Annotated in this window: 22 protein-coding genes; 6 read left to right on the top strand and 16 right to left on the bottom strand. The window is 69.3% G+C overall.

Annotation, left to right across the window (positions count from 1 at the left end; all coding sequences use genetic code 11):
• On the bottom strand, positions 1–1212 hold a 1212-nt coding region (locus IEZ15_RS47370; protein WP_189281093.1), incomplete at its 3' end, for an SH3 domain-containing protein.
• 485 nt (positions 1213–1697) lie between these two features.
• Between IEZ15_RS47370 and IEZ15_RS36025 the strand changes: the two genes are divergently transcribed.
• Complete coding sequence (locus IEZ15_RS36025; protein WP_189281088.1) at positions 1698–2873, top strand: glycosyltransferase; 1176 nt, start codon at positions 1698–1700, stop codon at positions 2871–2873.
• A gap of 85 nt (positions 2874–2958) precedes the next feature.
• Here IEZ15_RS36025 and IEZ15_RS36020 read toward each other — a convergent pair whose 3' ends face one another.
• Complete coding sequence (locus tag IEZ15_RS36020) at positions 2959–4881, bottom strand: AMP-dependent synthetase/ligase (RefSeq protein WP_189281087.1); 1923 nt, start codon at positions 4879–4881, stop codon at positions 2959–2961.
• Positions 4882–5292: 411 nt separating this feature from the next.
• Here IEZ15_RS36020 and IEZ15_RS36015 point away from each other — a divergent pair, with 411 nt between their 5' ends.
• Positions 5293–6621 carry a 3-oxoacyl-ACP reductase gene (locus IEZ15_RS36015; RefSeq protein ID WP_189281086.1) on the top strand — a complete coding sequence of 443 codons (1329 nt, stop codon included), beginning with the start codon at positions 5293–5295 and terminating at the stop codon, positions 6619–6621.
• A gap of 6 nt (positions 6622–6627) precedes the next feature.
• Positions 6628–7482, top strand: coding sequence for a MaoC/PaaZ C-terminal domain-containing protein (locus tag IEZ15_RS36010; protein WP_189281085.1), 855 nt, complete (start codon positions 6628–6630; stop codon positions 7480–7482).
• Between the two features lie 10 nt (positions 7483–7492).
• Here the strand turns inward: IEZ15_RS36010 and IEZ15_RS36005 are convergent, their stop codons facing one another.
• Positions 7493–8128 carry a TetR/AcrR family transcriptional regulator gene (locus IEZ15_RS36005; protein WP_114249099.1) on the bottom strand — a complete coding sequence of 212 codons (636 nt, stop codon included), beginning with the start codon at positions 8126–8128 and terminating at the stop codon, positions 7493–7495.
• Positions 8129–8369: 241 nt separating this feature from the next.
• Here IEZ15_RS36005 and IEZ15_RS36000 point away from each other — a divergent pair, with 241 nt between their 5' ends.
• A complete protein-coding gene (locus IEZ15_RS36000; RefSeq protein ID WP_229846339.1) occupies positions 8370–9557 on the top strand; it encodes an alpha/beta hydrolase family protein in 1188 nt (395 codons plus the stop codon).
• A 393-nt stretch (positions 9558–9950) separates the two neighbouring features.
• Here the strand turns inward: IEZ15_RS36000 and IEZ15_RS35995 are convergent, their stop codons facing one another.
• The 5 genes from IEZ15_RS35995 to IEZ15_RS35975 all read right to left on the bottom strand — a co-directional run bounded on the left by IEZ15_RS35995 (position 9951) and on the right by IEZ15_RS35975 (position 14495).
• A complete protein-coding gene (locus IEZ15_RS35995; protein WP_114245108.1) occupies positions 9951–11285 on the bottom strand; it encodes a dicarboxylate/amino acid:cation symporter in 1335 nt (444 codons plus the stop codon).
• 412 nt (positions 11286–11697) lie between these two features.
• Positions 11698–11952, bottom strand: coding sequence for a DUF4229 domain-containing protein (locus IEZ15_RS35990; RefSeq protein WP_189281091.1), 255 nt, complete (start codon positions 11950–11952; stop codon positions 11698–11700).
• A gap of 186 nt (positions 11953–12138) precedes the next feature.
• Positions 12139–12663: a GNAT family N-acetyltransferase gene (locus tag IEZ15_RS35985; protein WP_189281084.1), complete on the bottom strand. Its 525-nt coding sequence runs from the start codon at positions 12661–12663 to the stop codon at positions 12139–12141.
• Between the two features lie 122 nt (positions 12664–12785).
• Positions 12786–13949, bottom strand: coding sequence for an aminofutalosine synthase MqnE (gene mqnE / locus IEZ15_RS35980; RefSeq protein ID WP_189281083.1), 1164 nt, complete (start codon positions 13947–13949; stop codon positions 12786–12788).
• A 90-nt stretch (positions 13950–14039) separates the two neighbouring features.
• Positions 14040–14495 (bottom strand): Lrp/AsnC family transcriptional regulator, encoded by a 456-nt coding sequence (locus tag IEZ15_RS35975; RefSeq protein WP_114245111.1) that lies wholly within the window; start codon positions 14493–14495, stop codon positions 14040–14042.
• 132 nt (positions 14496–14627) lie between these two features.
• Between IEZ15_RS35975 and IEZ15_RS46550 the strand changes: the two genes are divergently transcribed.
• The gene (locus IEZ15_RS46550) at positions 14628–14762 is read left to right on the top strand and encodes a hypothetical protein (protein ID WP_268250472.1); all 135 of its coding nucleotides are present in this window, start codon (positions 14628–14630) and stop codon (positions 14760–14762) included.
• An 8-nt stretch (positions 14763–14770) separates the two neighbouring features.
• Here IEZ15_RS46550 and IEZ15_RS35970 read toward each other — a convergent pair whose 3' ends face one another.
• Positions 14771–15454 carry a UbiX family flavin prenyltransferase gene (locus IEZ15_RS35970; RefSeq protein WP_189281082.1) on the bottom strand — a complete coding sequence of 228 codons (684 nt, stop codon included), beginning with the start codon at positions 15452–15454 and terminating at the stop codon, positions 14771–14773.
• Between the two features lie 124 nt (positions 15455–15578).
• Here IEZ15_RS35970 and IEZ15_RS35965 point away from each other — a divergent pair, with 124 nt between their 5' ends.
• Complete coding sequence (locus IEZ15_RS35965) at positions 15579–16205, top strand: rhomboid family intramembrane serine protease (RefSeq protein WP_114245113.1); 627 nt, start codon at positions 15579–15581, stop codon at positions 16203–16205.
• Between the two features lie 13 nt (positions 16206–16218).
• Here IEZ15_RS35965 and mqnP read toward each other — a convergent pair whose 3' ends face one another.
• The 7 genes from mqnP to IEZ15_RS35930 form a co-directional block, all read right to left on the bottom strand.
• Positions 16219–17136 carry a menaquinone biosynthesis prenyltransferase MqnP gene (gene mqnP / locus IEZ15_RS35960; protein WP_114245114.1) on the bottom strand — a complete coding sequence of 306 codons (918 nt, stop codon included), beginning with the start codon at positions 17134–17136 and terminating at the stop codon, positions 16219–16221.
• The gene (locus IEZ15_RS35955; RefSeq protein WP_114249101.1) at positions 17133–18590 is read right to left on the bottom strand and encodes a menaquinone biosynthesis decarboxylase; all 1458 of its coding nucleotides are present in this window, start codon (positions 18588–18590) and stop codon (positions 17133–17135) included. Before IEZ15_RS35955 ends, mqnP begins: the two co-directional genes overlap by 4 nt.
• A gap of 48 nt (positions 18591–18638) precedes the next feature.
• Positions 18639–19484, bottom strand: coding sequence for an urease accessory protein UreD (locus IEZ15_RS35950; RefSeq protein WP_189281081.1), 846 nt, complete (start codon positions 19482–19484; stop codon positions 18639–18641).
• Complete coding sequence (gene ureG / locus IEZ15_RS35945; RefSeq protein WP_114245116.1) at positions 19481–20173, bottom strand: urease accessory protein UreG; 693 nt, start codon at positions 20171–20173, stop codon at positions 19481–19483. Before ureG ends, IEZ15_RS35950 begins: the two co-directional genes overlap by 4 nt.
• Positions 20174–20213: 40 nt before the next feature.
• A complete protein-coding gene (locus IEZ15_RS35940; protein WP_114245117.1) occupies positions 20214–20888 on the bottom strand; it encodes an urease accessory protein UreF in 675 nt (224 codons plus the stop codon).
• Positions 20889–20977: 89 nt separating this feature from the next.
• Positions 20978–22909, bottom strand: a complete 1932-nt coding sequence (locus tag IEZ15_RS35935) for an urease subunit alpha (RefSeq protein ID WP_189281080.1) — start codon at positions 22907–22909, stop codon at positions 20978–20980.
• Positions 22902–23621, bottom strand: coding sequence for an urease subunit gamma (locus IEZ15_RS35930; protein WP_268250471.1), 720 nt, complete (start codon positions 23619–23621; stop codon positions 22902–22904). Before IEZ15_RS35930 ends, IEZ15_RS35935 begins: the two co-directional genes overlap by 8 nt.
• Between the last annotated feature and the right edge of the window lie 235 nt (positions 23622–23856).

Below are 23856 nucleotides of genomic sequence, written 5' to 3'. Positions count from 1 at the left end.
ACCCGCAGGACCGGTCGCACCATCAGCACCATTGGTACCGGACGCACCCGTCGCACCCGTCGGACCCGCAGGACCGGTCGCACCATCAGCACCATTGGTACCGGACGCACCCGTCGCACCCGTCGGACCCGCAGGACCGGTCGCACCATCAGCACCATTGGTACCGGCAGCACCCGTCGCACCCGTCGCACCGTTAGCACCATTGGCACCCGCCGGACCCGTCGGACCAGTAGCACCGGTAGCACCCGGGGCACCGTTGGCACCGGACGCACCCGTGGCGCCGGTGGCGCCCGTCAGACCCGTCGCACCCGTCGGACCAGCAGGACCAGTCGCACCGGTCGCACCATTGGCACCGTTAGCACCGGACGCGCCGGTGGCACCGGTGGCGCCCGTCGCACCGGTCGCACCATTGGCACCGTTAGCACCATTGGCACCCGCCGGACCCGTCGGACCAGTAGCACCGGTAGCACCCGGGGCACCGTTGGCACCGGACGCACCGGTGGCACCGGTGGCGCCCGTCAGACCCGTCGCACCCGTCGGACCAGCAGGACCAGTCGCACCGGTCGCACCATTGGCACCGTTAGCACCGTTGGCACCCGCCGGACCCGTGGCACCGGTGGCGCCCGTCAGACCCGTCGCACCCGTCGGACCGGTCGCACCCGTCGGACCGTGAGCACCAACAGCACCGGACGCACCCGTGGCACCGGTGGCGCCCGTCAGACCCGTCGCACCCGTCGGACCAGCAGGACCAGTCGCACCGGTCGCACCGGTCGCACCATTGGCACCGTTGGCACCCGCCGCACCCGTGGCACCGGTGGCGCCCGTCAGACCCGTCGCACCCGTCGGACCAGCAGGACCAGTCGCACCGTTAGCACCGTTAGCACCCGACGGACCCGTCGGACCCATCGGACCCATCGGACCCATGGGTCCCGTCGGGCCGGTGTCACCCGTGCCCGGGAAGTCGTCACAGAACGGCACTGGGGTCTGCGTCGAGATGAAGCGAGCGGTCATCCAGCCGCTGCCGTCGGACAGCAGGTACCAGAACGAGTTCCCGCCGACGTTCTGGCCGACCACCTGGCAGGCGATGGACACCGTGCCGCCGGGCGGCACGCTGCCCACGATCTGCGACTGGGTCGTGGGAGCGCTACGGATGTTCTGAGAGGTCTGGGAGGTGACAGTCCCGGACACGCTGGCCGCCACCCGGCTGGCCATCACTCGGTTGGCCGCCTGCGAACCCGTGGGGTTCGGCGCTCCGTGAGCGATGTCCATGGGGCACAGCGCCAGGGTCACACCCAGCGACATGGCACCCAGGGTCGAACGGGACAGGATGTCCCAGCTTCTCGATTTGTACATCTCGGATTCCTTACCGGGTCTGCGTGGATCGGAGCCGTGACTGTGACATCAGCAACAGGGCAAGGGCATATGCGCCACGCCGATGATCTACCGTCCGAGTACTGACGGTTCCCCTTGTGAGTGAGTAAGGCTTCGACCATCTGCCCCTATTCACATATTGGTTAGGCCCGTTGGCCATTTCGGCCCGACCGCCTACGTACCCCCGCGAAATCCGTGTCGCGCCGCGACCGCCGGATTCCGGCGCACTAGCGTCGCTTTCCTCGGTGACCGGATCGGCCGATCCCGTGCACCGCTCCAATTCGCCGTGGAGCGTTACTCCATAGAAGTCAGATCGGGAGATGTATATGACTAATCTGATCGACCGTCCTGCCGAAGAACGGCCACCCGCCCTGCACCGCAAGCCATCGATCTGCCTGTGCATGATTGTCAAGGACGAGGCGAAGGTCATCGAGCGATGCCTGAACTCCGTACGCGACCTGGTGGACGCATGGGTCATCTCCGACACCGGCTCCCGTGACGGAACACAGGAACTGATCCGCGCCACGATGAAGGGGATTCCGGGAGAACTCCACGAGGACCTCTGGGCCAACTTCGGCCACAACCGCACCCTGAACATCCAGCGCGCACGCGGCAAGGCCGACTACCTCCTGCTCATCGACGCCGACATGGCCGTCCGACGGGAGGGCCCGCTGTCCGAACTGTCCGAACTGAGCGCCGATTCCTACATGTTGCGCCATCTCGGTTCCCTCGAATACCGCATCCCCCGGCTGGTCAGGGGGGACATCCCATGGCGCTACGAGGGCGCGACGCACGAATTTCTGACCACGGCCCAGCAGCACACGGTTGCCGATCTCTCGGCCCTCAGCATCGAGCATTTCGCCGACGGCGGCTCGCGCGGGGACAAGTTCACCCGGGATGCCCGCCTGCTGCGCGAGGACCTCAAGCGCAACCCCGACAATCCCCGCACGGTCTTCTACCTCGCGCAGACTCTCCGCGACATGGGTGAGACCCGAGAAGCGATCGCGACGTACGAACGTCGGTCCGGCATGGGCGGGTGGGACGAGGAGGTGTACTACGCCCTGCTGCAAGTGGGAGTGCTCAAGGCCGACTCCGGTGACTGGCCCGGCGGTATGGACGCTCTCACCCGCGCATGGGAGAGCCGGCCGCAGCGGTTGGAGGCCTGCTACGAACTGACCAGCCGACTGAGGAAGATGGGGCGCTATCAAGCGGCCAACGCAGTCGCCGTCGCCGGCCTCAATCGCCCCACCCCCAAGGACTGGCTGTTCATGGAGCCCTGGATCTACAGCTGGGGCCTGCTCTTCGAGCACTCCATCACCTCCTACTGGACCGGTGACGCGCGTGGATCGCTGGCTTCCTGCGACCGCCTCCTCGCCCTGGCGGACCTTCCGGCCGACTACCGCGAACAGACCATCAAGAACCGTAAGTTCGCGGCCGACCTCGTCGCAGCACGCTCCAGTCGGTCAGCACCCGCCACCTTTGCCCGCCCGAAGACCGCATGACAGGCGCGCGGGGCGGCTGAGGGGAAACCGGGAGAGGCGCGCAACAGGTCCGGCCTCGGTGACGATGTGCCCGCCGCTCGCGCGGTCACTTCCGGTACAACGCCTCGATCTCCTTCTCGAAGTCCCGTGCGATCACATCCCGTTTCAGCTTCAGCGACGGCGTCAGGTGCCCGCTCTCCTCCGTGAAGTCCCCCGTCAGCACAGCGAACTTGCGGATCGATTCGGCGCGCGAGACCAGATGGTTGGCCTCGTCGACCGCGCGCTGGAGCGCGCTGCGCAACTCCTCGTCCGCCACCAGTTCGCGGATCGGCACATCCTGCTTCTTCTTCATCTGCCGCCAGTGGGCGAGCCCGTCCGGCTCCAGGGTGATCAGGGCGGTGATGAACGACCGGTTTTCGCCGACCACCATGCACTGGCTGACCAGCGGGTGGGCGCGCAGCCAGTCCTCCAGTGGTGCCGGGGTGACGTTCTTGCCGCCGGAGGTGATGATGATGTCCTTCTTGCGGCCGGTGATCGTGAGGTAGCCGTCCTCGTCCAGCGCGCCGAGGTCACCGGTGGCGAACCAGCCGCCCTCCTGTACGGGCACGGCCTCGCCGCGTTCGGTGTCCCAGTAGCCCTGGAACACCTGGCCGCCGCTGAGCAGCACCTCGCCGTCGTCCGCGATCCGTACGGCGGTGCCCGGCAGCGGCCAGCCGACGGTGCCGAGGCGCGGTTTGAGCGGCGGGGTGACGGTGGCGGCCGCGGTGGTCTCCGTCAGGCCGTAGCCCTCGAAGATCTCGATGCCGGCGCCCGAGTAGAACGCGGCGAGCCGGCCGCCCAGCGGGGAGCCGCCGCAGATCGCGTACCGGACGTGTCCGCCGAGTGCGGCCCGGATACGGCGGTAGACCAGCGGGTCGTACAGCGCACGAGCTGCTCGTAGCCCCCAGCCCGGTCCGGGGCCGGTGCCGTGTTCGGCGGCCTCGACGGCCTGTCCGTATCGCTGGGCGATCCTCGCGGCGCGGTCGAACGACGAGGCGCGGCCCATCTTCTCGGCCGTGGCGCGGCCGGTGTTGTAGACCTTCTCCAGTACGTACGGGATGGCCAGCAGGAACGACGGCCTGAACCCGGCCAGGTCGGCCAGGAGGTCCTCGGTCCGGATGGACGGGGCGTGGCCGAGGCGGACCCGGGCGCGCAGACAGCCGATCGCGACCATGCGTCCGAAGACGTGGGAGAGGGGGAGGAAGAGGAGCGTGGACGCGGGGTATTCGCTGACCGACTTGAAGACCGGGTGAAGGAGTTCGATCGCGTTGTCGACCTCGGCGAAGAAGTTGCCGTGGGTGAGAACGCAGCCCTTGGGGCGGCCGGTGGTGCCCGAGGTGTAGATGAGGGTGGCGGGGGTTCCGGGTTCCAGCGTGGCGCGGCGGGCGGTGACGGCGTCGTCGGGGACGTTCCGGCCGAGGCTCTTCAGCCGGCCTAGCGCGCCCGTGTCGAACTGCCACAGGTGGGTGAGGTCGCCGAGCTGCTTGCGTTCCTGGCTGATCAGCCGGCCCTGGTCCGCGGCCTCGACGGCGCAGGCGACGGCGCCGGAGTCCTGGAGGATCCAGCGGGCCTGGAAGGCGGAGGAGGTCGGGTAGATGGGGACGGTGACGAGTCCGGCGGCCCAGGCGGCGAAGTCGAGCAGCGTCCATTCATAGGTCGTACGCGCCATGATCGCGATCCGGTCGCCCGCGCCGAGGCCCTCCGCGATGAGGCCCTTGGCGACTGCGAGTACCTCGTCGGCGAACTCCGCCGCCGTCACGTCCTGCCAACTGCCGTCCGGCTGCTTGCGGCTGAGGACGGCGTCGGCCGGTGCTTCGCGGGCATTGTCGAAGGGGATCTCGGCGAGCGAACCGCGCCGTACGGGAGGCGCGAACGCGGGTACGGAGACCTGTCGTACGGAACCGTCCGCCCCTTTGACCTTCGTCGGCTCGACCAGGGCGGGTACGGCGGGCGTCACGGCGGGTGCGGTGGCGGAAGCGGGTGTGGACACGAGCGGCTCCTCAACTCGGGGGTCGGGCGGTGCGCCGGTTCTGTCCGGCGACCGTCTCGTCCTCGGTCGCCGAACGGTCTTGCACAGGGTCTTCAGCCGCGCCGGGCGACCTGACGCCGGTGGGCTCGAAACGTCAGGACGTCACGGACGTCACGGGCGTCACGGGCGTCACGGGCGTCACGGGCGTCACGGGCGTTCCAGGATCGCGGTGACTCCCTGGCTGCCCGCGGCACAGATCGAGATCAGTCCGCGGCCCGGCGCTCCCCGTTCCGCCGTCAGCTTGGCGAGCGACCCGGCGCGGCTGTGGGAGAGCGAGGGGGGATCAACTCGACCAACTCATCTCGACCAGCTCTTGACCCTTGAGTAACCTTACTCGGGAGTAAATCTACGACCGAGCAGGGAGTCTGGACAATGGCCGACCGCTATCTGCACGTCACCGGCACAGCACCCGGCCGTTTTCTGACCCGGAAGCTCGGGCTGCCGCAGCCCGCGCCGCTGCGCCGCTGGACACTGGAGACCCAGGCGCTGGACGGTCCGCTCCTGCACCTCACCGCCGGGGACTCCTCGGTCACGGAGGAGCTCGCCGCACTCCTCGCCGCGACCGGCCTCCCGGTGACGGACCGCGCCGAAACGGCCGCCCGACCGGCCGGAATCGTCCTGGACGCTACGGCAGTTGCCACCGCCGCCGGGCTCGGGGACGTGCACGCGGCGCTGCACCCCGTCATACGCTCGTCGGCGCCGGGCGGACGGATCGTGGTCCTCGGGGTGCGGCCGTCGGCCGACGACCACCACCAGGCGGCCGCGCAGCAGGCCCTCGAAGGGTTCGTACGCTCGCTCGGCAAGGAGATCGGCAGGGGCACCACCGTCCAACTGCTCCGGATCACGCCGGGGGCCGTCGCCTCGGCCGAATCCACTCTCCGCTTCCTGCTCTCACCCCGGTCCGCGTACATCAGCGGCCAGGTCATCGAACTCAGCGGCGCCGCCCCCGACCCGGTCGCCGACTGGGCCGCGCCGCTCACCGGGCGCACCGCCCTGGTCACCGGTGCGGCGCGCGGCATCGGCGCCTCCGTCGCCTCGGTCCTGGCACGGGACGGCGCTCAGGTCATCTGCCTGGACATCCCGCGGTCCGCCGACGAGTTGAAGCGCACCGCCGAGCGGCTCGGCGCGACCGCCCTGCCACTGGACATCACCGCGGACGACGCCGCCGACCGGATCGCCGCCGCATCCCCCGACGGCCTGGACATCCTCGTCCACAACGCGGGCATCACCCGCGACCGGCGGCTCGCGAACATGTCCCCCGACCGCTGGGCCTCCGTCATCGAGGTCAACCTCGGCAGCGTGCTGCGCACCACGGACGCCCTGCTCATGTCGGGCACCGTCAACCGGGGCGGCCGGATCGTCGCCACCGCGTCCATCGCCGGTATCGCGGGCAACAACGGGCAGACGAACTACGCGGCCGGCAAGGCGGGCATCATCGGCCTGGTCCGCTCCCTGGCCCCGCGTGCCGCCGCCGACCACGGCGTCACGGTCAACGCGGTCGCCCCCGGCTTCATCGAGACGAAGATGACCGCCGCGGTCCCCCTCCTCATCCGGGAGGCGGGCCGTCGCATGAACTCGCTCTCGCAGGGCGGCCTTCCGGTCGATGTCGCGGAGACGACCGCATGGTTCGCCCAGCCCGCGTCGACGGCCGTCAACGGCCAGATCGTCCGGGTCTGCGGCCAGAGCCTGCTGGGGGCGTGACGTCCGATGACGGCTGCTGCCCCTTCCCGGACCCTGACGGCATCACTCGTACGGGGTGCGCTCACGTCCCCGTTCAAGCGCGCCGGCCGGTCCGGCGCCACGCTCGCCGCCGACCGGCTGACGGCCGGCGCCGTCCGCATCGCCCCCGGCGCCCTCGCCTCGTACGGCAGGATCTGCGGCTTCCCCGAGTCGGGCCCGCTGCCGCTGACGTACCCCCATGTGCTGGGCTTCCCCCTCGCGATGCGGCTGATGACCGGGCGGAGCTTTCCGCTGCCGGTCGTCGGGCTGGTCCACACCTGGATCGAGATCACCCGGCACCGGGCGGCACCCGTCACGGATCCGCTCGAACTGACCGTGTACGCAGACAGGTTGACGCCGCACCGACGTGGCACCGAGGTCACGATGGTGACGGAGGCCCGTTCGGGCGGTGAGCCGGTCTGGGAGTCGCGCAGCGGCTATCTGTCCCGTCACCCGACCACGACCGCTGTTGCTCCCGGCGCCGCCCCTGCCACCGAGCTCCCCGCCGTCGCCGAGTGGCGGCTCCCCGGCGATCTGGGACGTCGCTACGGTGCGGCGTCCGGCGACCGGAACCCCATCCATCTGTACCCGCTGACGGCCCGGCTGTTCGGCTTCCCGAGGGCCATCGCGCACGGCATGTGGATGGTCGCCCGCTGCCTGGCCGAGGCCGACGATCCGTGCCGGATCCGTTCCGTACGCGCCGACTTCAAGGCACCGGTCCTGCTCCCGGCGACGGTGACGTACGCGGCGGACGGATCGGGCTCCGCCTTCCAGCTCCGCACCGGCAGCCGGGTCCATCTCACGGGGTCGACGACGCGGGACGGTGCAGGAGCGGTTTCGTGACCGGCCGCTGCTACCTCTGACCGGCCAACTGGCTCGGCGGCAGCCACGGGCGACCGTGCATGAGGTTCTCCAGACCCGCCCAGGCGAAGTTCATCAGTGTGGCCGCGGCTTCCTTCGCCGAGACGCCCGGGGTGTCGTTGGCCCAGCCGGCGAGCGACTCCGCGGCCCCCACGAGGGCCTGCGCAAGACCCGCCACATCGCGGTCCGGCAGTGCCGGATCACGGTGGGCCTCACGGGCCGCCGCACCGATCAGACCCGTCACGAACGCAACGATCTCGTCGCGCATCACCATGACCTCGGTGGCGAACGGCTCCCCGTGCGTACGCGCCTGCCGGTGCAGTACCGCCCAGCCGTCCGGGTTCTTTGCGGTGTGCGTGAAGAATGCCCGCAGCCCCGCCCATAGTTGCCGATCCGCCGGAAGCTCCGGCTCCACGCCCGACCGCACCGCTGCGACCAGTGCTTTCGCCTCGCGCTGGATGCAGGCGGTGAAGAGCTCTTCCTTGGAATTCAGATACAGATAGACCAGCGGCTTGGACACCCCGGCCAGCTCCGCGATCTCGTCCATCGAAGCGGCCCGGTATCCGCGCTGCCCGAACGTCCGTACCGCGGCGTCCATCATCTGCTGCTCGCGCACGGCACGCGGCATCCGTTTGCTCTTCACAGCACCCACGTCCGACTTCCTCCCGCCCCGCTGTCCTGCTCCTCGGCAAGAGTACGGCGCAGGCCCCTTGCCCGTTGTACGAAGAGGGCTTCCGCGGCCGCCGAGTGGCCGGTTGTGCCCCCGCCGGACGTCATGTCTTCCGGGGCCCGGGATCACCCTGTGGTGGGACAGCGGTTCCCCCCTGCGCGTGATGTTCCGGCACGGCCGGATCCGTAGCGTCTTCACCATGATCAGTCCTCGCAGCCTGGCCATGGCCACGGCGATCGCCCTGGCCGTCCTGCTCGCCGCACCCTCGACCGCCTCAGCCGCCCCGGGTCCCGCAACCCGTCCCGATGCGACCCCTGCGGCACACGCCGCCACCGCACCGTCGCTCGAAGTCCCCCGGCCGACCGGACCCTACGCAACGGGCCGGGACACCCTGCATCTGACCGACTGGAGTCGCCAGGACCCCTGGGTCCCCGCCGCGGGCGCCCGGCAGTTGATGGTGTCGGTCCACTACCCGGCCCGCCCCGGCAGCGGCACGGCGACCGCGCCGTACATGACCACGGACGAAGCCCGGCTGATGCTGGCGTCCCGCGGTCTGGAGGACGTGATCCCCGCGACCACGGTCAGCGCCACCCTTACCCACGCCCGCCCGGCCGCCCGGCCGGCACCCGGCCGGTTCCCGCTGGTGGTGCTCTCCCCCGGCTTCGGCACGCCGCGGACGACGCTGACCGGCCTGGCCGAGGACCTGGCCAGCCGTGGATACGTCGTCGCGACGGTCGACCACGCCTACGAGTCCACCGGCACCACCTTCCCCGGCGGGCGCCTGCTCACCTGCGCCGCCTGCGAACAGACCGCGACGACGGGGATCGCAGCCGTGGCCACGGGGCGGGCCAAGGACCTCTCCTTCGTACTGGACCGGCTGACCGGCCGTCACCCGGCCTGGCGTCACGCCCGCATGATCGACCCGGACCGGATCGGCATGGCCGGCCATTCCATCGGCGGCAACGCCACCGCCTCGACGATGGCCGCCGACCACCGCGTGCGCGCCGGGGTCGACATGGACGGCACCTTCTTCGACCCGGTCCCCGCCGGCGGACTCGACGGCAGACCGTTCCTGATGCTCGGCACCGCCTCCGACCACCATCCCGGCGGTGAGGACGAGAGCTGGGACGAGGGCTGGGCGCGGCTGGACGGCTGGAAGCGCTGGCTGACCGTCACCGGCTCCGGCCACTTCTCCTTCACCGATGTCCCCGCGCTGGGAGACCAGTTGGGCATCGTCGACCCCGAGGCGCCGCTCTCCGGCGAACGCTCGATGCGGATCACCCGGGACTATGTCGCGGCCTTCTTCGATCTGCATCTGCGGGGAACCCCCCAGCCGCTCCTGGACGGCCCGACACCGGACAACCCCGAGGTCGGGTTCCAGCACTGATCCGGCCCGTACGGGACGAGGCGCGTGGCGTCGCGCACGCACGTGGTGCTCGGAGCCCGAGTGCCACGTGCGTGCGGTGGTGCGGGTACCGGGTGAAGTCGCCGTGCTCGCAGCCCGGCGCGCACTCGACCAGGTCCAGCGAAGCCTGCGCGGCAGCGATACGGGTCCGCAGCCGCGCCGCCTCACCGACGAGCACCGCCCGGCGCTCGTCGGGGTCCGCGGCAAAGACCGGAACCCGGATCGCATCCGGGCCGAGCCCTGCCTGCTCGGCCCGGACGACGACACCGACCCGGGTGAGGTCGTCCGTACCGTAACGCCGCCTCTCCGCACCGTCCCACGCGGGCGCCACCCAAATCGCGGGTGCGGGGCACGTTCCGTACGAGCCTGGGGACGTCAGGCGGCGGCGAGCACAGCCTGCGGCTCGTCCACGGGGGAGGACGTCGCCGCGTTGTACCTGTCGCGGTCGAGGATCTTCTCCCGCGAAGCCACGATCAACGGGATTACAACCTGACCGGCAACGTTCGTAGCCGTACGCATCATGTCCAGGATCGGGTCGATGGCCATGAGCAGACCGACGCCCTCCAGCGGCAGGCCCAGCGTCGACAGCGTGAGGGTCAGCATGACCGTGGCACCGGTCAGACCGGCGGTGGCCGCGGAACCGATCACCGAGACGAACGCGATGAGGACGTAGTCACCGACACCCAGCTGGACGTCGAAGATCTGCGCGATGAAGATCGCCGCCAGCGCCGGGTAGATCGCGGCGCAGCCGTCCATCTTGGTGGTCGCGCCGAACGGGACCGAGAAGGAGGCGTACTCCTTCGGGACGCCGAGGCGCTCGGTGACCTTCTGGGTGACCGGCATCGTGCCGACCGAGGAGCGGGAGACGAAGGCCAGCTGGATCGCCGGCCAGGCACCCTTGAAGAACTGCAGCGGGCTGAGCTTGGCGACGGTGACGAGCAGCAGCGGGTACACGCCGAACAGCACCAGGGCGCAGCCGATGTAGACGTCGGCGGTGAACGTCGCGTACTTGCCGATCAGGTCCCAGCCGTAGTCGGCGATCGCATAGCCGATGAGGCCGATGGTGCCGATGGGGGCGAGGCGGATGACCCACCACAGGGCCTTCTGGAGCAGCTCCAGGACGGATTCGCTGAGGGTGAGGATCGGCTGGGCCTTCTCACCGAGCTGCAGAGCTGCGATACCGGCGACGGCCGCCATGAAGACGATCTGGAGCACGTTCAGCTCGGTGAACGGCGTGATCACGTTGTCCGGGACGATGCCGGTGAGGAAGTCGAGCCAGGAGCCCGCGTGCTCCGGCAGCTTGCCGTCCTTCGGGGTCAGACCGGTGCCCGAACCCGGGTTGGTGATCAGACCGATCGCGAGGCCGATGGCGACCGCGATCAGCGAGGTGATCATGAACCAGAGCAGCGTGCGGGTGGCCAGCCGGGCGGCGTTGTTGACCTTGCGCAGGTTGGTGATCGACACCAGGATCGCGAAGAAGACGAGGGGTGCGACGGCCAGCTTCAGCAGCTGGACGAAGATGTGGCCGACCTTGTCGAGCGTGGTGTAGAGCCAGTTGATGTCCTGGCTGCGGGCGAGCCACCCGAGCAGCACACCGAGGACGAGACCGGCGACGATCTGGGCCCAGAACGGGACCTTGGGTATACGGAAACCGGAGCCGGAGCCGGACGGGCTGTCGGTCGCGGCGGCGGACGCGGGATTCGCGGACACGGACACACTCCAGATGTGACGCATCGGGGCGCACGGGGACGTCGTGCGGGGGGACGGGGGTGCGGCGCCCGCGTCAGGGGCGGCGCCGCTGCATGGTGCCGGTTCAGACGTTGCGGCAACAGACCGCGGACATACAGCGGCATAGATCGACATGCAGGCGCTCCACGAGCGGGATGCTCGCGGCAGATCGATGGCGCACTGCTGTCTTCATGTCGAACACGTTAACACTTGAACTTTGAGAACCTCAAAGGTCTTCTTTGAGCGGGGATACGGACCTCGGAGCGCCCGGCACACGTGCGGGAACGACGAAACCCCAGTACAGGAGCGCTCGCTCCGGCACCGGGGTTTCATTCGGAATCTGTGCGGGGTGTGAGGAACCTTACGTAGCCCTTACGCCATCCTCACCGGGTCGTCACTGGGTGACGTGGTCCTCGCGGGTCCGGTTCGCTTCGAGCCGCGCCTTCGTGCGGTCGACCGTGGACACGATCTGCGCGGACATCTCGTCACGCTGCTTGCGCAGCAGCACGTAGCTGAGCGGCGCGGAGAGGACCAGCGCGAGCAGGATCACCCAGACGAAATTGGAGCCACTCGCCCCCGAGGGAAACAGACCGAAGTGGACGGCCACGGCTGCGACGGCGAGGCAGCCGACGAAGATGCCGAGGCGCATCGCGGTGTACCGAATCGTCGCGCTCGGCTTGGCAGCGGACACAGTTGGCCCCTCTCTCTACGTACGACAGTCCTGCGATCCTGCCCGACCAGTGAAGCATGCCCCGGAATCGATCACTTCGGAGGGTTGCACCAAAGGAAGTCCGAGGGGGGCGTCGGCCTGCCCGGCGGACCGGGACCGAGGACCTCAGCCGAGCGGCAGCAGCATGATGATGTCGTCGCGGTCGTCGCCGTCGGCCACCCGTATCGCGTCGGGGACCCGCCCGACCTCCTTGTACCCGCACGAGGTGTAGAACCGGTCGACACCGGTGCCGCCGCGGCAGGTGAGCCGGATCGCCTCCATTCCCTCCATCCCGCGCGCGGCCTGTGCCGCGGCGTCCATCAGGTCGCGCCCGTAACCCTTGCCCTGGTGGCGGGGGTGGACCATCACCGTGTAGAGCCAGAGCCAGTGGGTCATCAGCCGGTGTGTGTTGAGGGCCAGGAAGGCCGTGGCCGCGACGGCGCCCGCCTCGTCGTAACCGACCAGCAGCCGGGTCCGCCCCTCGGCCATGGCGACCAGGTGACTGACCAGTTCGGGCCGGACGTCATCGGCCGTGACGGGCGGTACGAAGCCGACCGCACCACCCGCGTTGGAGACATCGGTCCACAGCTCGGCGATGCCGTCCCGCAGGGTGCGGTCGAACTTGGGATCCAGCTCAAAAGTAAGCGCCATAGGCGCAGGTTAACTATTACCGATCCATCGCCTCAAGCCCTGTCCGGTACGCGAGAGAGCCCCGGCCGGCGGCCGGGGCTCTCTCACATCTGAACTACTGACGACGCGGCAGGTCGGACGGGTCAGACGCGCATCGGCTGCGGCGACTCGCGGCGCTCCGCGTCCGGGCCCGGGTACTCGCGGATGATCTCGTACCGGGTGTTCCGCTCGACGGGGCGGAAGCCCGCATCCCGGATCAGGTCCAGCAGGTCGTCGCGGCCGAGCTTGTTCGGCGTGCCGTAGTTGTCCGCGTCGTGCGTGATCTTGTACTCGACGACCGAACCGTCCATGTCGTCCGCGCCGTGCTGGAGCGCGAGCTGGGCGGTCTGCACCCCGTGCATCACCCAGAAGACCTTGACGTGCGGGACGTTGTCGAAGAGAAGACGCGAGACGGCGAACGTCTTCAGCGCCTCGGCGCCGGTCGCCATCGTCGTCCGCGCCTGGAGCTTGTTGCGGACCTTGCCGTCCTTCATGTCCACGAAGTCGTGCTGGTAGCGCAGCGGGATGAAGACCTGGAAGCCGCCGGTCTCGTCCTGCAGCTCACGCAGTCGCAACACGTGGTCGACGCGGTGACGCGGCTCTTCGATGTGCCCGTACAGCATCGTCGCCGGGGTCTTCAGACCCTTTTCGTGGGCGAGGCGGTGGATGCGCGACCAGTCTTCCCAGTGGGTGTCGTGGTCCACGATGTGCTGACGGACCTCCCAGTCGAAGATCTCCGCGCCGCCGCCGGTCAGCGACTCCAGACCGGCCTCGATCAGCTCGTCGAGGATCTCGGAGGCCGAGAGCCCGGAGATGGTCTCGAAGTGGTGGATCTCGGTGGCGGTGAACGCCTTGAGGGAGACCTGCGGCAGAGCCTTCTTCAGCGCGCTGAGCGAGCGCGGGTAGTAACGCCACGGCAGGGTGGGGTGCAGCCCGTTGACGATGTGCAGCTCGGTGAGGTTCTCGCCCTCCATCGCCTTCGCCAGCCGGACGGCCTCCTCGATGCGCATGGTGTACGCGTCCTTCTCGCCCGGCTTGCGCTGGAACGAGCAGTACGCGCACGACGCGGTGCACACATTGGTCATGTTGAGGTGCCGGTTGACGTTGAAGTGCACGACGTCGCCGTTCAGCCGCGTACGCACCTCGTGCGCGAGGCCGCCGAGCCAGGCCAGGTCGTCCGACGCGTAGAGGGCGATGCCGTCCTCACGGGTCAGCCGCTCCCCTGCGCGGACCTTCTCCTCCAGCTCGCGCTTGAGCCCAACGTCCATGCGGCTGCCTCCCAGTTGTCGACGCGCTGTGCCTTTCCCGGTGATACCGGGCGAAACCCCCGGTCACCCGGGGGCTCCACCACGTTACGCCTACGCCTCCTCGGGAAGTTCCCCGACCCGGTTCTCCCACTTGGTGGAGAGCACGATCGTGGTACGCGTGCGCGAGACGCCCTTCGTACCGCTGAGCCGGCGGATGGTCCTCTCCAGACCGTCCACGTCACCGACCCGCACCTTGAGCATGTACGAGTCGTCGCCCGCGATGAACCAGGCGTCCTCGATCTCCGCGAGGTCCTTCAGCCGGCGCGCCACGTCCTCGTGATCGGCGGCGTCGGAGAGCGAGATACCGATCAGGGCCGTGACCCCGAGCCCCAGGGACGCGGCGTCGACGGTGGCGCGGTAGCCGGTGATGACACCGGCGGTTTCCAGCCGGTTGATGCGGTCGGTGACGCTGGGCCCGGAGAGCCCGACGAGCCGCCCCAGCTCGGCATACGAGGCCCTGCCGTTCTCCCTGAGGGCCTGGATGAGCTGCCTGTCCACCGCGTCCATATGACTGAAACCTTCCATTGTTCAGCAGTATCGCGAGTCTACGTGTAGAATCTAAGGCATGCAGGCTTCAGCGCCTGTAAATCTTTCCGAACATCCAAAAAATGCTTTCGAATCTTCAGGAGTGAGAACACCGTGTACACGATCGAGATGGCCTACGCCCGAATGCGCGAGCTGCAGGACCTGGCCAACCGCTCGCGTGCCCACCAGGCCGCCGCCGCGCACCGGGTCGACAAGACCCGCACCCCGCGCGCCAAGAAGAAGCGCTGACCACAGGCTCAGTCTCCGGAGCCGCGAGAGCCGCGAGAGCCGCCACCGAGCTCTCCCTCCCATCGGCGGTACAGGTCGTGCGGCACCCCCGCCGCGTCCAGCACCCGCCCCGCGACGAAGTCCACCAGATCCTGGATGTGCGTCGCCCCCGCATAAAACGCCGGAGAGGCGGGCAGCACGACGGCGCCCGCCTCGTCCAGGCTCACCAGATGCTTCAGTGTCTGCCCGTTCAGCGGTGTCTCCCGCACCGCGACGACCAGCTTCCGCCGCTCCTTGAGCGTCACGCTCGCGGCCCGCTGGAGCAGATCCTTCGAGAGTCCGAGCGCCACCCCGGCCACACATGCCGTCGAAGCCGGGACGATCAGCATCCCCTTCGCCGGGTACGACCCCGAGGACGGCCCGGCGGCGAGATCACCGGCCGCCCAGTGCCGTACACCCTCGACATCCACATCGAAGGTGTGCGGCTTCCCGTCCGCCCCTCGCGCCAGCCAGCTGCGCAGATCCTCCTGCCAGTGCGCGTCGCGGAACGCGATCCCGGTCTCGTCCAGCAGCGTCAGCCGCGACGCCCGGCTCACCACCAGATCGACGCTCTCCCCCGCGGCCAGCAGACCGCGGAGCACGGCGGCGGCGAATGGGGTGCCCGAAGCGCCTGAAACCCCGACAATCCAAGGCTGCCGCTGGTGCTGACTCACTGAAGTCCCGGAATCCACACAGCCGAGCCTATCCGGCTGCCCGAACCCGGAACCGAGTAAGGTGCCCCAGCCGTTCTGAGGGATGGAAACAGGGGCGACACAGGAGACCGGCAGGGGGGTCGTGATGGCCGCATCGTCAGATCGAATCGCACCGGCGTGGAGCACGGGCGACCGCGCGAAGGCCGCTGCCAAGCTGATGCTGGGCTGGGTGGCGTTCCTCTGGATACTCGAAGTCGTCGACGTGTCGAGTGGCCACTCGCTGGACACGTACGGGATCGAACCGCGCCGGCCCGGCGAACTGCTGGACGTCGTGCCCGCGTCCTTCATCCACTTCGGCTTCGGCCATGTCGCCTCCAACAGCGTGCCGCTGCTGGTCTTCGGCTTCCTGGCCGCGCTGGGCGGCATACGCCGGTTCGCGGCCGTGGCCGCGCTGATCATCGTGGTCGACGGTCTCGGGGTCTGGCTGGTCTCGCCGGCCGGCTCCAACACGGCGGGCGCGTCCGGGCTGGTCTTCGGCCTCTTCGGCTATCTGCTGGTCCGCGGCTTCGTGGACCGCAGAGTGCTGGACATCGGCGCCGGGCTGGTGATCGGCGCGATATGGGGCTCGTCGATCCTGCTGGGGATCTCCCCCGCCAACACCTCGGTCAGCTGGCAGGGCCATCTGTTCGGACTGGCGGCGGGCGTGGCGGCGGCGTTCGTCTTCCGCCGCCGACGGAGCACGGCGACACCCGCCCGACCGCTCATGCCGTAGGGCCTTGTCCGGCTCAGACCGTCAGACCCCGCACCAGCAGATCCAGCAGCGCGCACGCGAACAGCGCTATTCCGATGAACCCGTTGACCGAGAAGAACGCCCGGTTCAGCCGGGACAGATCGTGCGGGCGCACCACCCGGTGCTCGTACACGAAGGCGACGGCGACTATCACCATGCCGATCCAGTAGAACAGGCCCGCCTCCGTGGCCAGCCCGAACCAGACGAGCAGCCCGGTCGTCACCGCATGGCAGACCCGCGCACCCCACAGCGCGGCCGGAATCCCGAACCGGGCCGGCACCGACAGCACCCCGTGCGCCCGGTCCGCCTGGACGTCCTGGCAGCCGAAGATCAGGTCGAAGCCACCGATCCAGATCCCGACCGCGAGGCCGAGGATCACCGCGTCCCACGACCAACTGCCGGTCACAGCCAGCCAGGCGCCGATCGGCCCTATGGCCTGCGCGATTCCCAGGATGGCGTGCGGGTAGTGGGTGAACCGCTTCCCGTACGGATAGACCACCATCGGCACGACGGCGGCGGGCGCAAGCGCCAGACAGAGCGGGTTCAGCAGAGCCGCCGCCCCGAGGAAGACGACAACGGCGACGAGCGCCCCCGTCCACGCCGACTTCACGGACACCGCCCCGGTGACCAGTTCCCGGCTCGCGGTGCGCGGGTTACGGGCGTCGATCTCCCGGTCGATGATCCGGTTGCAGGCCATCGCGAACGTCCGCAGCCCCACCATCGCGATGGTGACGAGCAGCAGCGTGACCCAGTGGATGGACTTGTCCGCCTGGAACATCGCGGTCAGGGCGGCGATGTACGCGAAGGGCAGCGCGAAGACCGAGTGCTCGATCATCACGAGCCGCAGAAACGCCTTGACCTTGCTGTTCGGTTGTACGGGCCCTGAGCCCAGTGCTGCTTCGGCGGCGCTCACAGTCCGTATTCCTTCCACCGGCGGTCGACCTTCGCCGCCGTCCGAGGGTCGGACTCGACCATGTTCGGCCAGCCCCCGTCCCGGGTGTAACCCTCCTCGGGCCACTTCTTCGTCGCGTCGATGCCCGCCTTGCCACCCCAGAACTGCTGGTAGGAAGCATGGTCGAGATGATCGACGGGCCCCTCGGTGACGGTGAGATCACGCGCGTAGTCCGTATTGCCGAGCGCCCGCCACGCCACCTCGTGCAGATCGTGGACGTCGCAGTCGGAATCCACGACGACGATCAGCTTGGTCAGCGACATCATGTGCGCACCCCAGATGGCACTCATCACCTTCTGGGCGTGCTTCGGGTACTTCTTGTCGATCGAGACGATCGCACAGTTGTGGAAGCCGCCCGCCTCCGGCAGGTGGTAGTCCACGATGTCCGGCACGATGATCTTGAGGAGCGGCAGGAAGAACCGCTCCGTGGCCCGCCCCAGCGGCCCGTCCTCGGTCGGCGGCCGTCCCACCACGATCGACTGCAGCAGCGGTCGTTTCCGCATGGTCACGCAGTCGATGGTCAGTGCGGGAAACGGTTCCTGCGGCGTGTAGAAGCCGGTGTGGTCGCCGAACGGCCCCTCGGGAAGCATCTTCCCGGGCTCCAGCCACCCCTCGATGACGACCTCCGCCTGCGCCGGGACCTGCAACGGCACGGTCTTGCAGTCGACCATCTCGATCCGCTTGCCCTGGATGAAACCGGCGAAGAGGTACTCGTCGATGTCCCCCGGCAGCGGCGCGGTGGAGGCGTACGTCACCGCGGGCGGCGCCCCGAACGCGATCGCGACCGGCAGCCGCTCCCCGCGCTTGGCGGCGACCTGGTAGTGGTTGCGGCTGTCCTTGTGGATCTGCCAGTGCATTCCGATGGTGCGCCGGTCGTGACGCTGGAGCCGGTACAGACCCAGGTTCCGCACACCCGTCTCCGGGTGCTTGGTATGGGTGAGCCCCAGGTTGAAGAACGATCCGCCGTCCTCGGGCCAGGTGAAGAGCGCGGGCAGCTGATCCAGATCCACGTCGTCGCCGGTGAGCACGACCTCCTGCACGGGCGCGCTCTCGGACTTCACCTTCTTCGGCGGCACATGCACCATCGAGCCGAGCTTCCCGAATGCCTCACGCACCCCGACGAAGCCGTGCGGCAGCTCCGGCTTGAGCAGCCCGCCGATCTTGTCGCTGATATCGGCGTACGACTTCAGTCCGAGCGCCTTGAGCAGCCGCCTGTCGGTCCCGAAGACATTCATGGCCAGGGGCATCGAGGACCCCTTGACGTTCTCGAAGAGCAACGCGGGCCCGCCCGCCTTGTTCACCCGGTCGACGATCTCGCCGACCTCCAGATACGGGTCGACCTCGGCCTTGATGCGCTTGAGCTCGCCCTCGCGCTCCAGGGCCCGGAGGAGGGAACGAAGATCGTCGTAAGCCATGCCGTCCAGTTTGTCATCACCCCTGTGGATCACCCGGGGTGCCCCACCTCAGCGCCCCTCACGGATCGCGGACGCGCCCGGGACGGTACGGCGGAAGGTGGCCTGTGCCGTGTCGAGGAGGTGGCGCAGGCGAAGGCCGTCCGGGGCGACGGCGGTGACCAGCGCAGCGGGACCGGCGAGCGGTGTCAGCACGGCCTGGCCGTCTTCCGGGGAGCCGCCGAGCAGTTGAACTTCGAGGGGCGTCTCCTCGAAGACGGGGTCGACGATCAGGAGCTGCCCGGCCGCGCGGTGGCCGGCGAGGACGGCGGGGCCGTCCCAGCCGGGTGCACCCGGTCCGTACTCGGCCTGTTGGTCCAGCAGAGTCCGCCCACCGCGTCGGACGGTGAGACGGGTCGCCACATGGCCGGGAGATTCGCCCGTCCGTCCGAGGATCTGTTCCTCGCGCAGTACCAGCCGTGCGGTGGGGGCGAGGTCGACGGTCCAGGTCTGGCGCAGATCGCTGCCGCCCGCGCAGATCAACGGCTTGGGGAGCCAGTGGAGCTGTGCGTGCTCCCCTGCGGTCAGATGCACGTCGTAGGTGGCGTGCTCGGAGTCCGGGCCCCGCAGGGCGAGGGTCGCGGCAGCGGAGGTGATGTGCAGCGCCGCGCCCTGCTGGGCGGTCGCTTCGATGCGCAGCCGGTCACCGCCGAGAGGGGCACTCATCGCGCCGACGATGCACACCCGCGCCTCACTCCCGTGTGAGCGCAGGCGACGGAGCTCGAAGGGCCCGTCGCCGTCGAGGACGGGCAGCGTGGTGGCGGTGCCGCCGACGGTCGCCGTGATGCGGGCGGTGGCACGTACGCCCACCGCAGTCCGCCCGGGAGCCGCCGCGGCCGGCGGGGGTACGAGGGTCATGCGGGGCCTGCGGTCCAGTCGGTGAGTCGCTCGCGGACCCAGTCGGCAACCGGCTTCGCACCGTCCTCGGTCTTGAGGCAGGTGAAGGCGACGGGGAGGTGGCCACGCTGGACCTCGGCGTCGCGCGCCATGCTCTCCAGGTCGGAGCCGACGTGGGCGGCGAGGTCGGTCTTGTTGATGACGAGGAGATCCGAATTGGTGACGCCGGGGCCGCCCTTGCGCGGGATGTCGTCGCCGCCCGCCACATCGATGACGAAGATCTGGGCGTCGACCAGGCCTTTGGAGAAGGTGGCGGTGAGGTTGTCGCCGCCCGATTCCACCAGAACGAGGTCGAGCGGGCCGATGGCGTTCTCCAGGTCCTCGACGGCTTCGAGGTTTGCGGAGATGTCGTCGCGGATGGCGGTGTGCGGGCAGGCACCGGTCTCCACCGCGGTGATCCGCTCGGCGGGCAGTACCGCCTCGCGGAGCAGGAATTCGGCGTCTTCGCGCGTGTAGATGTCGTTGGTGACCACGGCGATGGAGAACTCGTCGCGCAGCACCCGGCACAGGGCTGCGACGGTGGCGGTCTTGCCCGAGCCGACCGGCCCGCCCAAGCCGATCCGCAGGGCACGCCGGGTGCCGTCGGGGCGCCGGGGTTCGGCGCTGTGGGTGTGGCGCTCGGGGAACGTCTCTGCGTGGTCGAGGTGCATACGGGCTCCAGTCGTGTGTGGTGTTCCGTGGTCGTGGGTGTCAGGAGGCGAAAAGGCGTACCGGCCAGGCGGCGTGCTGCTGCGCGGTGATGTCCAGCAGCGGCGCCGAGGCGGCGGGCAGGGCGTCGAACCCCTCCTCGGGGATGCGCCCGGCGGCCGCGGCCGCCGCGGCGGCGGTCCGGTCGAGGTCGGGGGCGAGGCGGGCGAGGACGGCGGTGGCGTCGAACGGGTCCAGGCTCAGCAGCCGGACCGCCGCAGTGGCCGGCCCGCTGACGGTTTCGTACGCCACCGCATACGCGGCATCCAGCGGCGCCAGCCCGGCCGACCGCGCGGCCAGACCCAGCACCACTGGCTGGTGAGCGCCGCGCGGCCGGGCCGCGGACAGCGCGTCCAGCTCGGCCGACGGCCAGGTCGCGCGGGCGGCCCGCATCATCTGCCGCCCCAGCTTGCGGGCAGTGGTCCGCAGCGCCTGCACCGGAGTACGGGCGTCGGCGGCCTCGTCCAGCGCCAGCGGATCGTGGCCCGCGGCGGCCGCGGCGGCCAGACCCGCCGCGACCAGACCCGCGGTGTGCAGCCGCCCCCGGCAGAATTCCTCCAGCGAGTCAGCATCCTTGATCCGGCCCGCGGCCACGGCCGGCTCGGCTCCGCCGGAGTGGGCGTGCCCTCCGGCGGGGAAGCGGCCGTCGGCCAGGACGAACAGCGCGGCTCGGCTCATATTTCGCAGGTCACCTTTCGTCACTCGCCTTCGAAGCTCACACTTCACAGCTCGCCGCCCGCGTCGCACCGCGGCCCTCTCGCGGGACCTCAGAAGAGGAAGTACCGCTGCGCCATGGGGAGTTCACGGGGGTAGTTCCGCTCGACGATCTGGCCTTCGATGCAGGTCGTCACGTCCTCCACCTTTGCGCCCCCGGCGATCACCTCGAAGGTGTCGGGGTCGATCCGGACGTCGGGGGTGGCGTCGTTCTCCTTCATGTCCGCCTTGCGGACGTCACGTGTGCTGCTGATGGCCTTGAACTGCTTGCCCAGCGCGAGCCGTTCGGGCAACCCGTTGTCGATCGCCCGCTGGGTGACGAAGTTGAACGAGGTGGCGCGCGGCGCCAGGCCCGTGGCGCCCCACATGGCGCGGGGCAGGACCGGCTGCGGGGTCGGGATGGACGCGTTGGCGTCGCCCACCTGCGCGTACGCGATCTGCCCGCCCTTGATCACCTGATGCGGTTTGACCCCGAAGAACTTCGGCTCCCACAGCACCAGGTCGGCCAGCTTGCCAGGCTCCACGGACCCGACCACTGCGTCGACTCCCTGGGCGATCGCCGGGTTGATGGTGTACTTCGCGACGTACCGCCGGGCGCGCCTGTTGTCGGAGCCCTTGTCGCCCGTGGGCTGTTCACCCTCCGGCAGCTTGTCACCCTCCAGAAAGCCCCGGCGAACCTTCATGACGTGCGCGGTCTGCCACGTACGCATGATCATCTCGCCGATGCGGCCCATGGCCTGGGCGTCGGACGACATGATCGAGATGGCGCCGAGGTCGTGCAGGATGTCCTCGGCGGCCATCGTGGAGGGCCGGATCCGGGAGTCCGCGAAGGCCAGATCCTCCTTGATCTTCGGGTTGAGGTGATGGCAGACCATCACCATGTCGAAGTGCTCCTTGACCGTGTTGATGGTCAGTGGCCGAGTGGGGTTGGTGGAGGCGGGCAGCACATTGCCCTCATGCACCATCTTGATCATGTCGGGGGCATGGCCGCCGCCCGCGCCCTCGACATGGAAGACGTGGATGGAGTGGCCGTCGATGGCCCGAATGGTGTCGTCGACAAAGCCCGCCTCGTTCAACGAGTCGGCATGGAGCGCGAGTTGGACTCCAGTCTGCCGGCAGACCTCCAGACACTTCTTGATGACCGCCGGTGTGGCGCCCCAGTCCTCGTGGATCTTGAAGCCGATGACGCCCGCGTCCACCTGGTCGTACATGGACTTCTCCGACATCGTGGCGCCCTTGCCGAGCAGTCCGACGTTGACGGGGAAGGAGTCCAGCGCCTCGAATGTCCGGGCGAGGTGCCAGGAACCGGGTGTGACGGTGGTGGCCGTGCTGCCCTCCGCCGGTCCCGTACCGCCACCGATGAGCGTGGTCACGCCCGCGGACAGCGCCTCACCGACCTGCTCGGGGCAGATGAAGTGGACGTGTGTGTCGACCCCGCCCGCAGTGAGGATCTTCCCGTTGCCGGCGATGACCTCGGTATCGGGGCCGATGACGAAGTCCGTGGGGATCGGGCCGACGTCGTTGTGATTGCCGGCCCCCTCGTGGAGAGGGTCCATGGTCTCGTCGTTGTACGCCTTGCCGAGCGCGGTGATGCGACCGTCGCGGATGGCGACATCGGCCTTGACGATGCCCCAGTGGTCCAGGACGACGGCACCGGTGATCACCGTGTCCGGGGGCATGACGACCTCGCCGCCTTCGGACTCGCCAGGGCCTCCCGGCCCGTCGGCACCGGCCGGGTCGCGCGGCGCGATGGACTGCCCCATCGACTCACGGATCACCTTGCCGCCACCGAAGACCATCTCGTTCCCGCTGCGCCCGGGGCCACCCGCCCAGTCGTCCTCGATCTCGATCCGCAGCTCCGTGTCGGCGAGACGGATGCGGTCGCGGACCGTCGGGCCGAACCGGTCCTCGTACGCGGCACGGGTCAGGGGATCGGAGCGCTTGGGGTGCTCCGGGCAGCAAGGACACTCGGTGAAGTCAGTCATCGGACTCTCCTCCGACCTCACCGAACGGACCCTCGGTGTTGTCGAGTGAACCGTCGATCTTGCCGGGCAGACCGTCGATCCTTCCGCGCAGGCCGTGGACCAGACGCTTGCCCTCGATGGGTACGAGTTCGACCTCTTCGGTGATGCTGGGCTCGAAGCGTACGGAGCTGCCGGCCGGGACGTGCAGACGCTTGCCCCACGCGGCCTCACGGTCGAACTCCAGCCCGGAGTTGGCCTCGGCGAAGTGATAGTGGGATCCGACCTGGATGGGACGGTCACACGGGTTCTTGACGGTCAGGGAAGTGATCTCCCGGCCCTCGTTGAAGGGTACGAGCCTGTCTTCCGGCTTCGCGGAGTGATCGACCTGCCCCGGGGAGACGAGCGCCTCTTCCTCCTCGCCCGCCTCCGGCAAGGGATCGTGGATGGTGACCAGCTTCGTACCGTCGGGGAACGTGGCCTCCACCTGCACGTTCTTGATCATCTCGGGGATGCCCTCCATGACCTCCTTCCGGGACAACAGCTTCCGGCCGGAGGCCATGAGTTCGGCCACGGTGCTGCCGTCCCGGGCCCCCTCGAGGACATGCACGGTCAACAGCGCCACCGCCTCGGGGTAGTTGAGCCGCACCCCCCGAGCCCGGCGCTTCTCGGCGACGTCCGCCGCCAGATGGATCATCAGGCGCTCTTGTTCATGTGGAGTCAGGTGCACAGCCATTCCCCTGCGTTCGCCCTGCCCAGGGCTTCTGCCGTGGGCGCTTGTGCTGGGGCCCGGCCGCGCACCATCGGCGGTCCGGGCGGAGTCTCCACGACTTCACGCCCGCGCCGTCGGCGCAGCACGGCTCCCTCGGCCATCCGGCCCCAACCCCTCGCGGGACCATCATGAGCACGCCGACGGAGCCGGAAACGAGCACAGCCCGACCATCGCCCATACGAGTGACGATCGGGCCGAA

This window comes from Streptomyces atratus, assembly GCF_014648655.1.
GTDB classification, from domain to species: domain Bacteria; phylum Actinomycetota; class Actinomycetes; order Streptomycetales; family Streptomycetaceae; genus Streptomyces; species Streptomyces atratus.
This window is presented reverse-complemented; position numbering and strand designations above follow the sequence as displayed.

Bases quoted from the DNA above. Each gene is read 5' to 3' on its own strand.
- IEZ15_RS36025 (WP_189281088.1), top strand. From the start codon at position 1,698: ATGACTAATCTGATCGACCGTCCTGCCGAAGAACGGCCACCCGCCCTG.
- IEZ15_RS36015 (WP_189281086.1), top strand. From the start codon at position 5,293: ATGGCCGACCGCTATCTGCACGTCACCGGCACAGCACCCGGCCGTTTT.
- IEZ15_RS36010 (WP_189281085.1), top strand. From the start codon at position 6,628: ATGACGGCTGCTGCCCCTTCCCGGACCCTGACGGCATCACTCGTACGG.
- IEZ15_RS36005 (WP_114249099.1), bottom strand. From the start codon at position 8,128: ATGCCGCGTGCCGTGCGCGAGCAGCAGATGATGGACGCCGCGGTACGG.
- IEZ15_RS36000 (WP_229846339.1), top strand. From the start codon at position 8,370: ATGATCAGTCCTCGCAGCCTGGCCATGGCCACGGCGATCGCCCTGGCC.
- IEZ15_RS35990 (WP_189281091.1), bottom strand. From the start codon at position 11,952: ATGCGCCTCGGCATCTTCGTCGGCTGCCTCGCCGTCGCAGCCGTGGCC.
- IEZ15_RS35985 (WP_189281084.1), bottom strand. From the start codon at position 12,663: ATGGCGCTTACTTTTGAGCTGGATCCCAAGTTCGACCGCACCCTGCGG.
- mqnE (WP_189281083.1), bottom strand. From the start codon at position 13,949: ATGGACGTTGGGCTCAAGCGCGAGCTGGAGGAGAAGGTCCGCGCAGGG.
- IEZ15_RS35975 (WP_114245111.1), bottom strand. From the start codon at position 14,495: ATGGACGCGGTGGACAGGCAGCTCATCCAGGCCCTCAGGGAGAACGGC.
- IEZ15_RS35965 (WP_114245113.1), top strand. From the start codon at position 15,579: ATGGCCGCATCGTCAGATCGAATCGCACCGGCGTGGAGCACGGGCGAC.
- IEZ15_RS35955 (WP_114249101.1), bottom strand. From the start codon at position 18,590: ATGGCTTACGACGATCTTCGTTCCCTCCTCCGGGCCCTGGAGCGCGAG.
- IEZ15_RS35950 (WP_189281081.1), bottom strand. From the start codon at position 19,484: ATGACCCTCGTACCCCCGCCGGCCGCGGCGGCTCCCGGGCGGACTGCG.
- ureG (WP_114245116.1), bottom strand. From the start codon at position 20,173: ATGCACCTCGACCACGCAGAGACGTTCCCCGAGCGCCACACCCACAGC.
- IEZ15_RS35940 (WP_114245117.1), bottom strand. From the start codon at position 20,888: ATGAGCCGAGCCGCGCTGTTCGTCCTGGCCGACGGCCGCTTCCCCGCC.
- IEZ15_RS35935 (WP_189281080.1), bottom strand. From the start codon at position 22,909: ATGACTGACTTCACCGAGTGTCCTTGCTGCCCGGAGCACCCCAAGCGC.
- IEZ15_RS35930 (WP_268250471.1), bottom strand. From the start codon at position 23,621: ATGGCTGTGCACCTGACTCCACATGAACAAGAGCGCCTGATGATCCAT.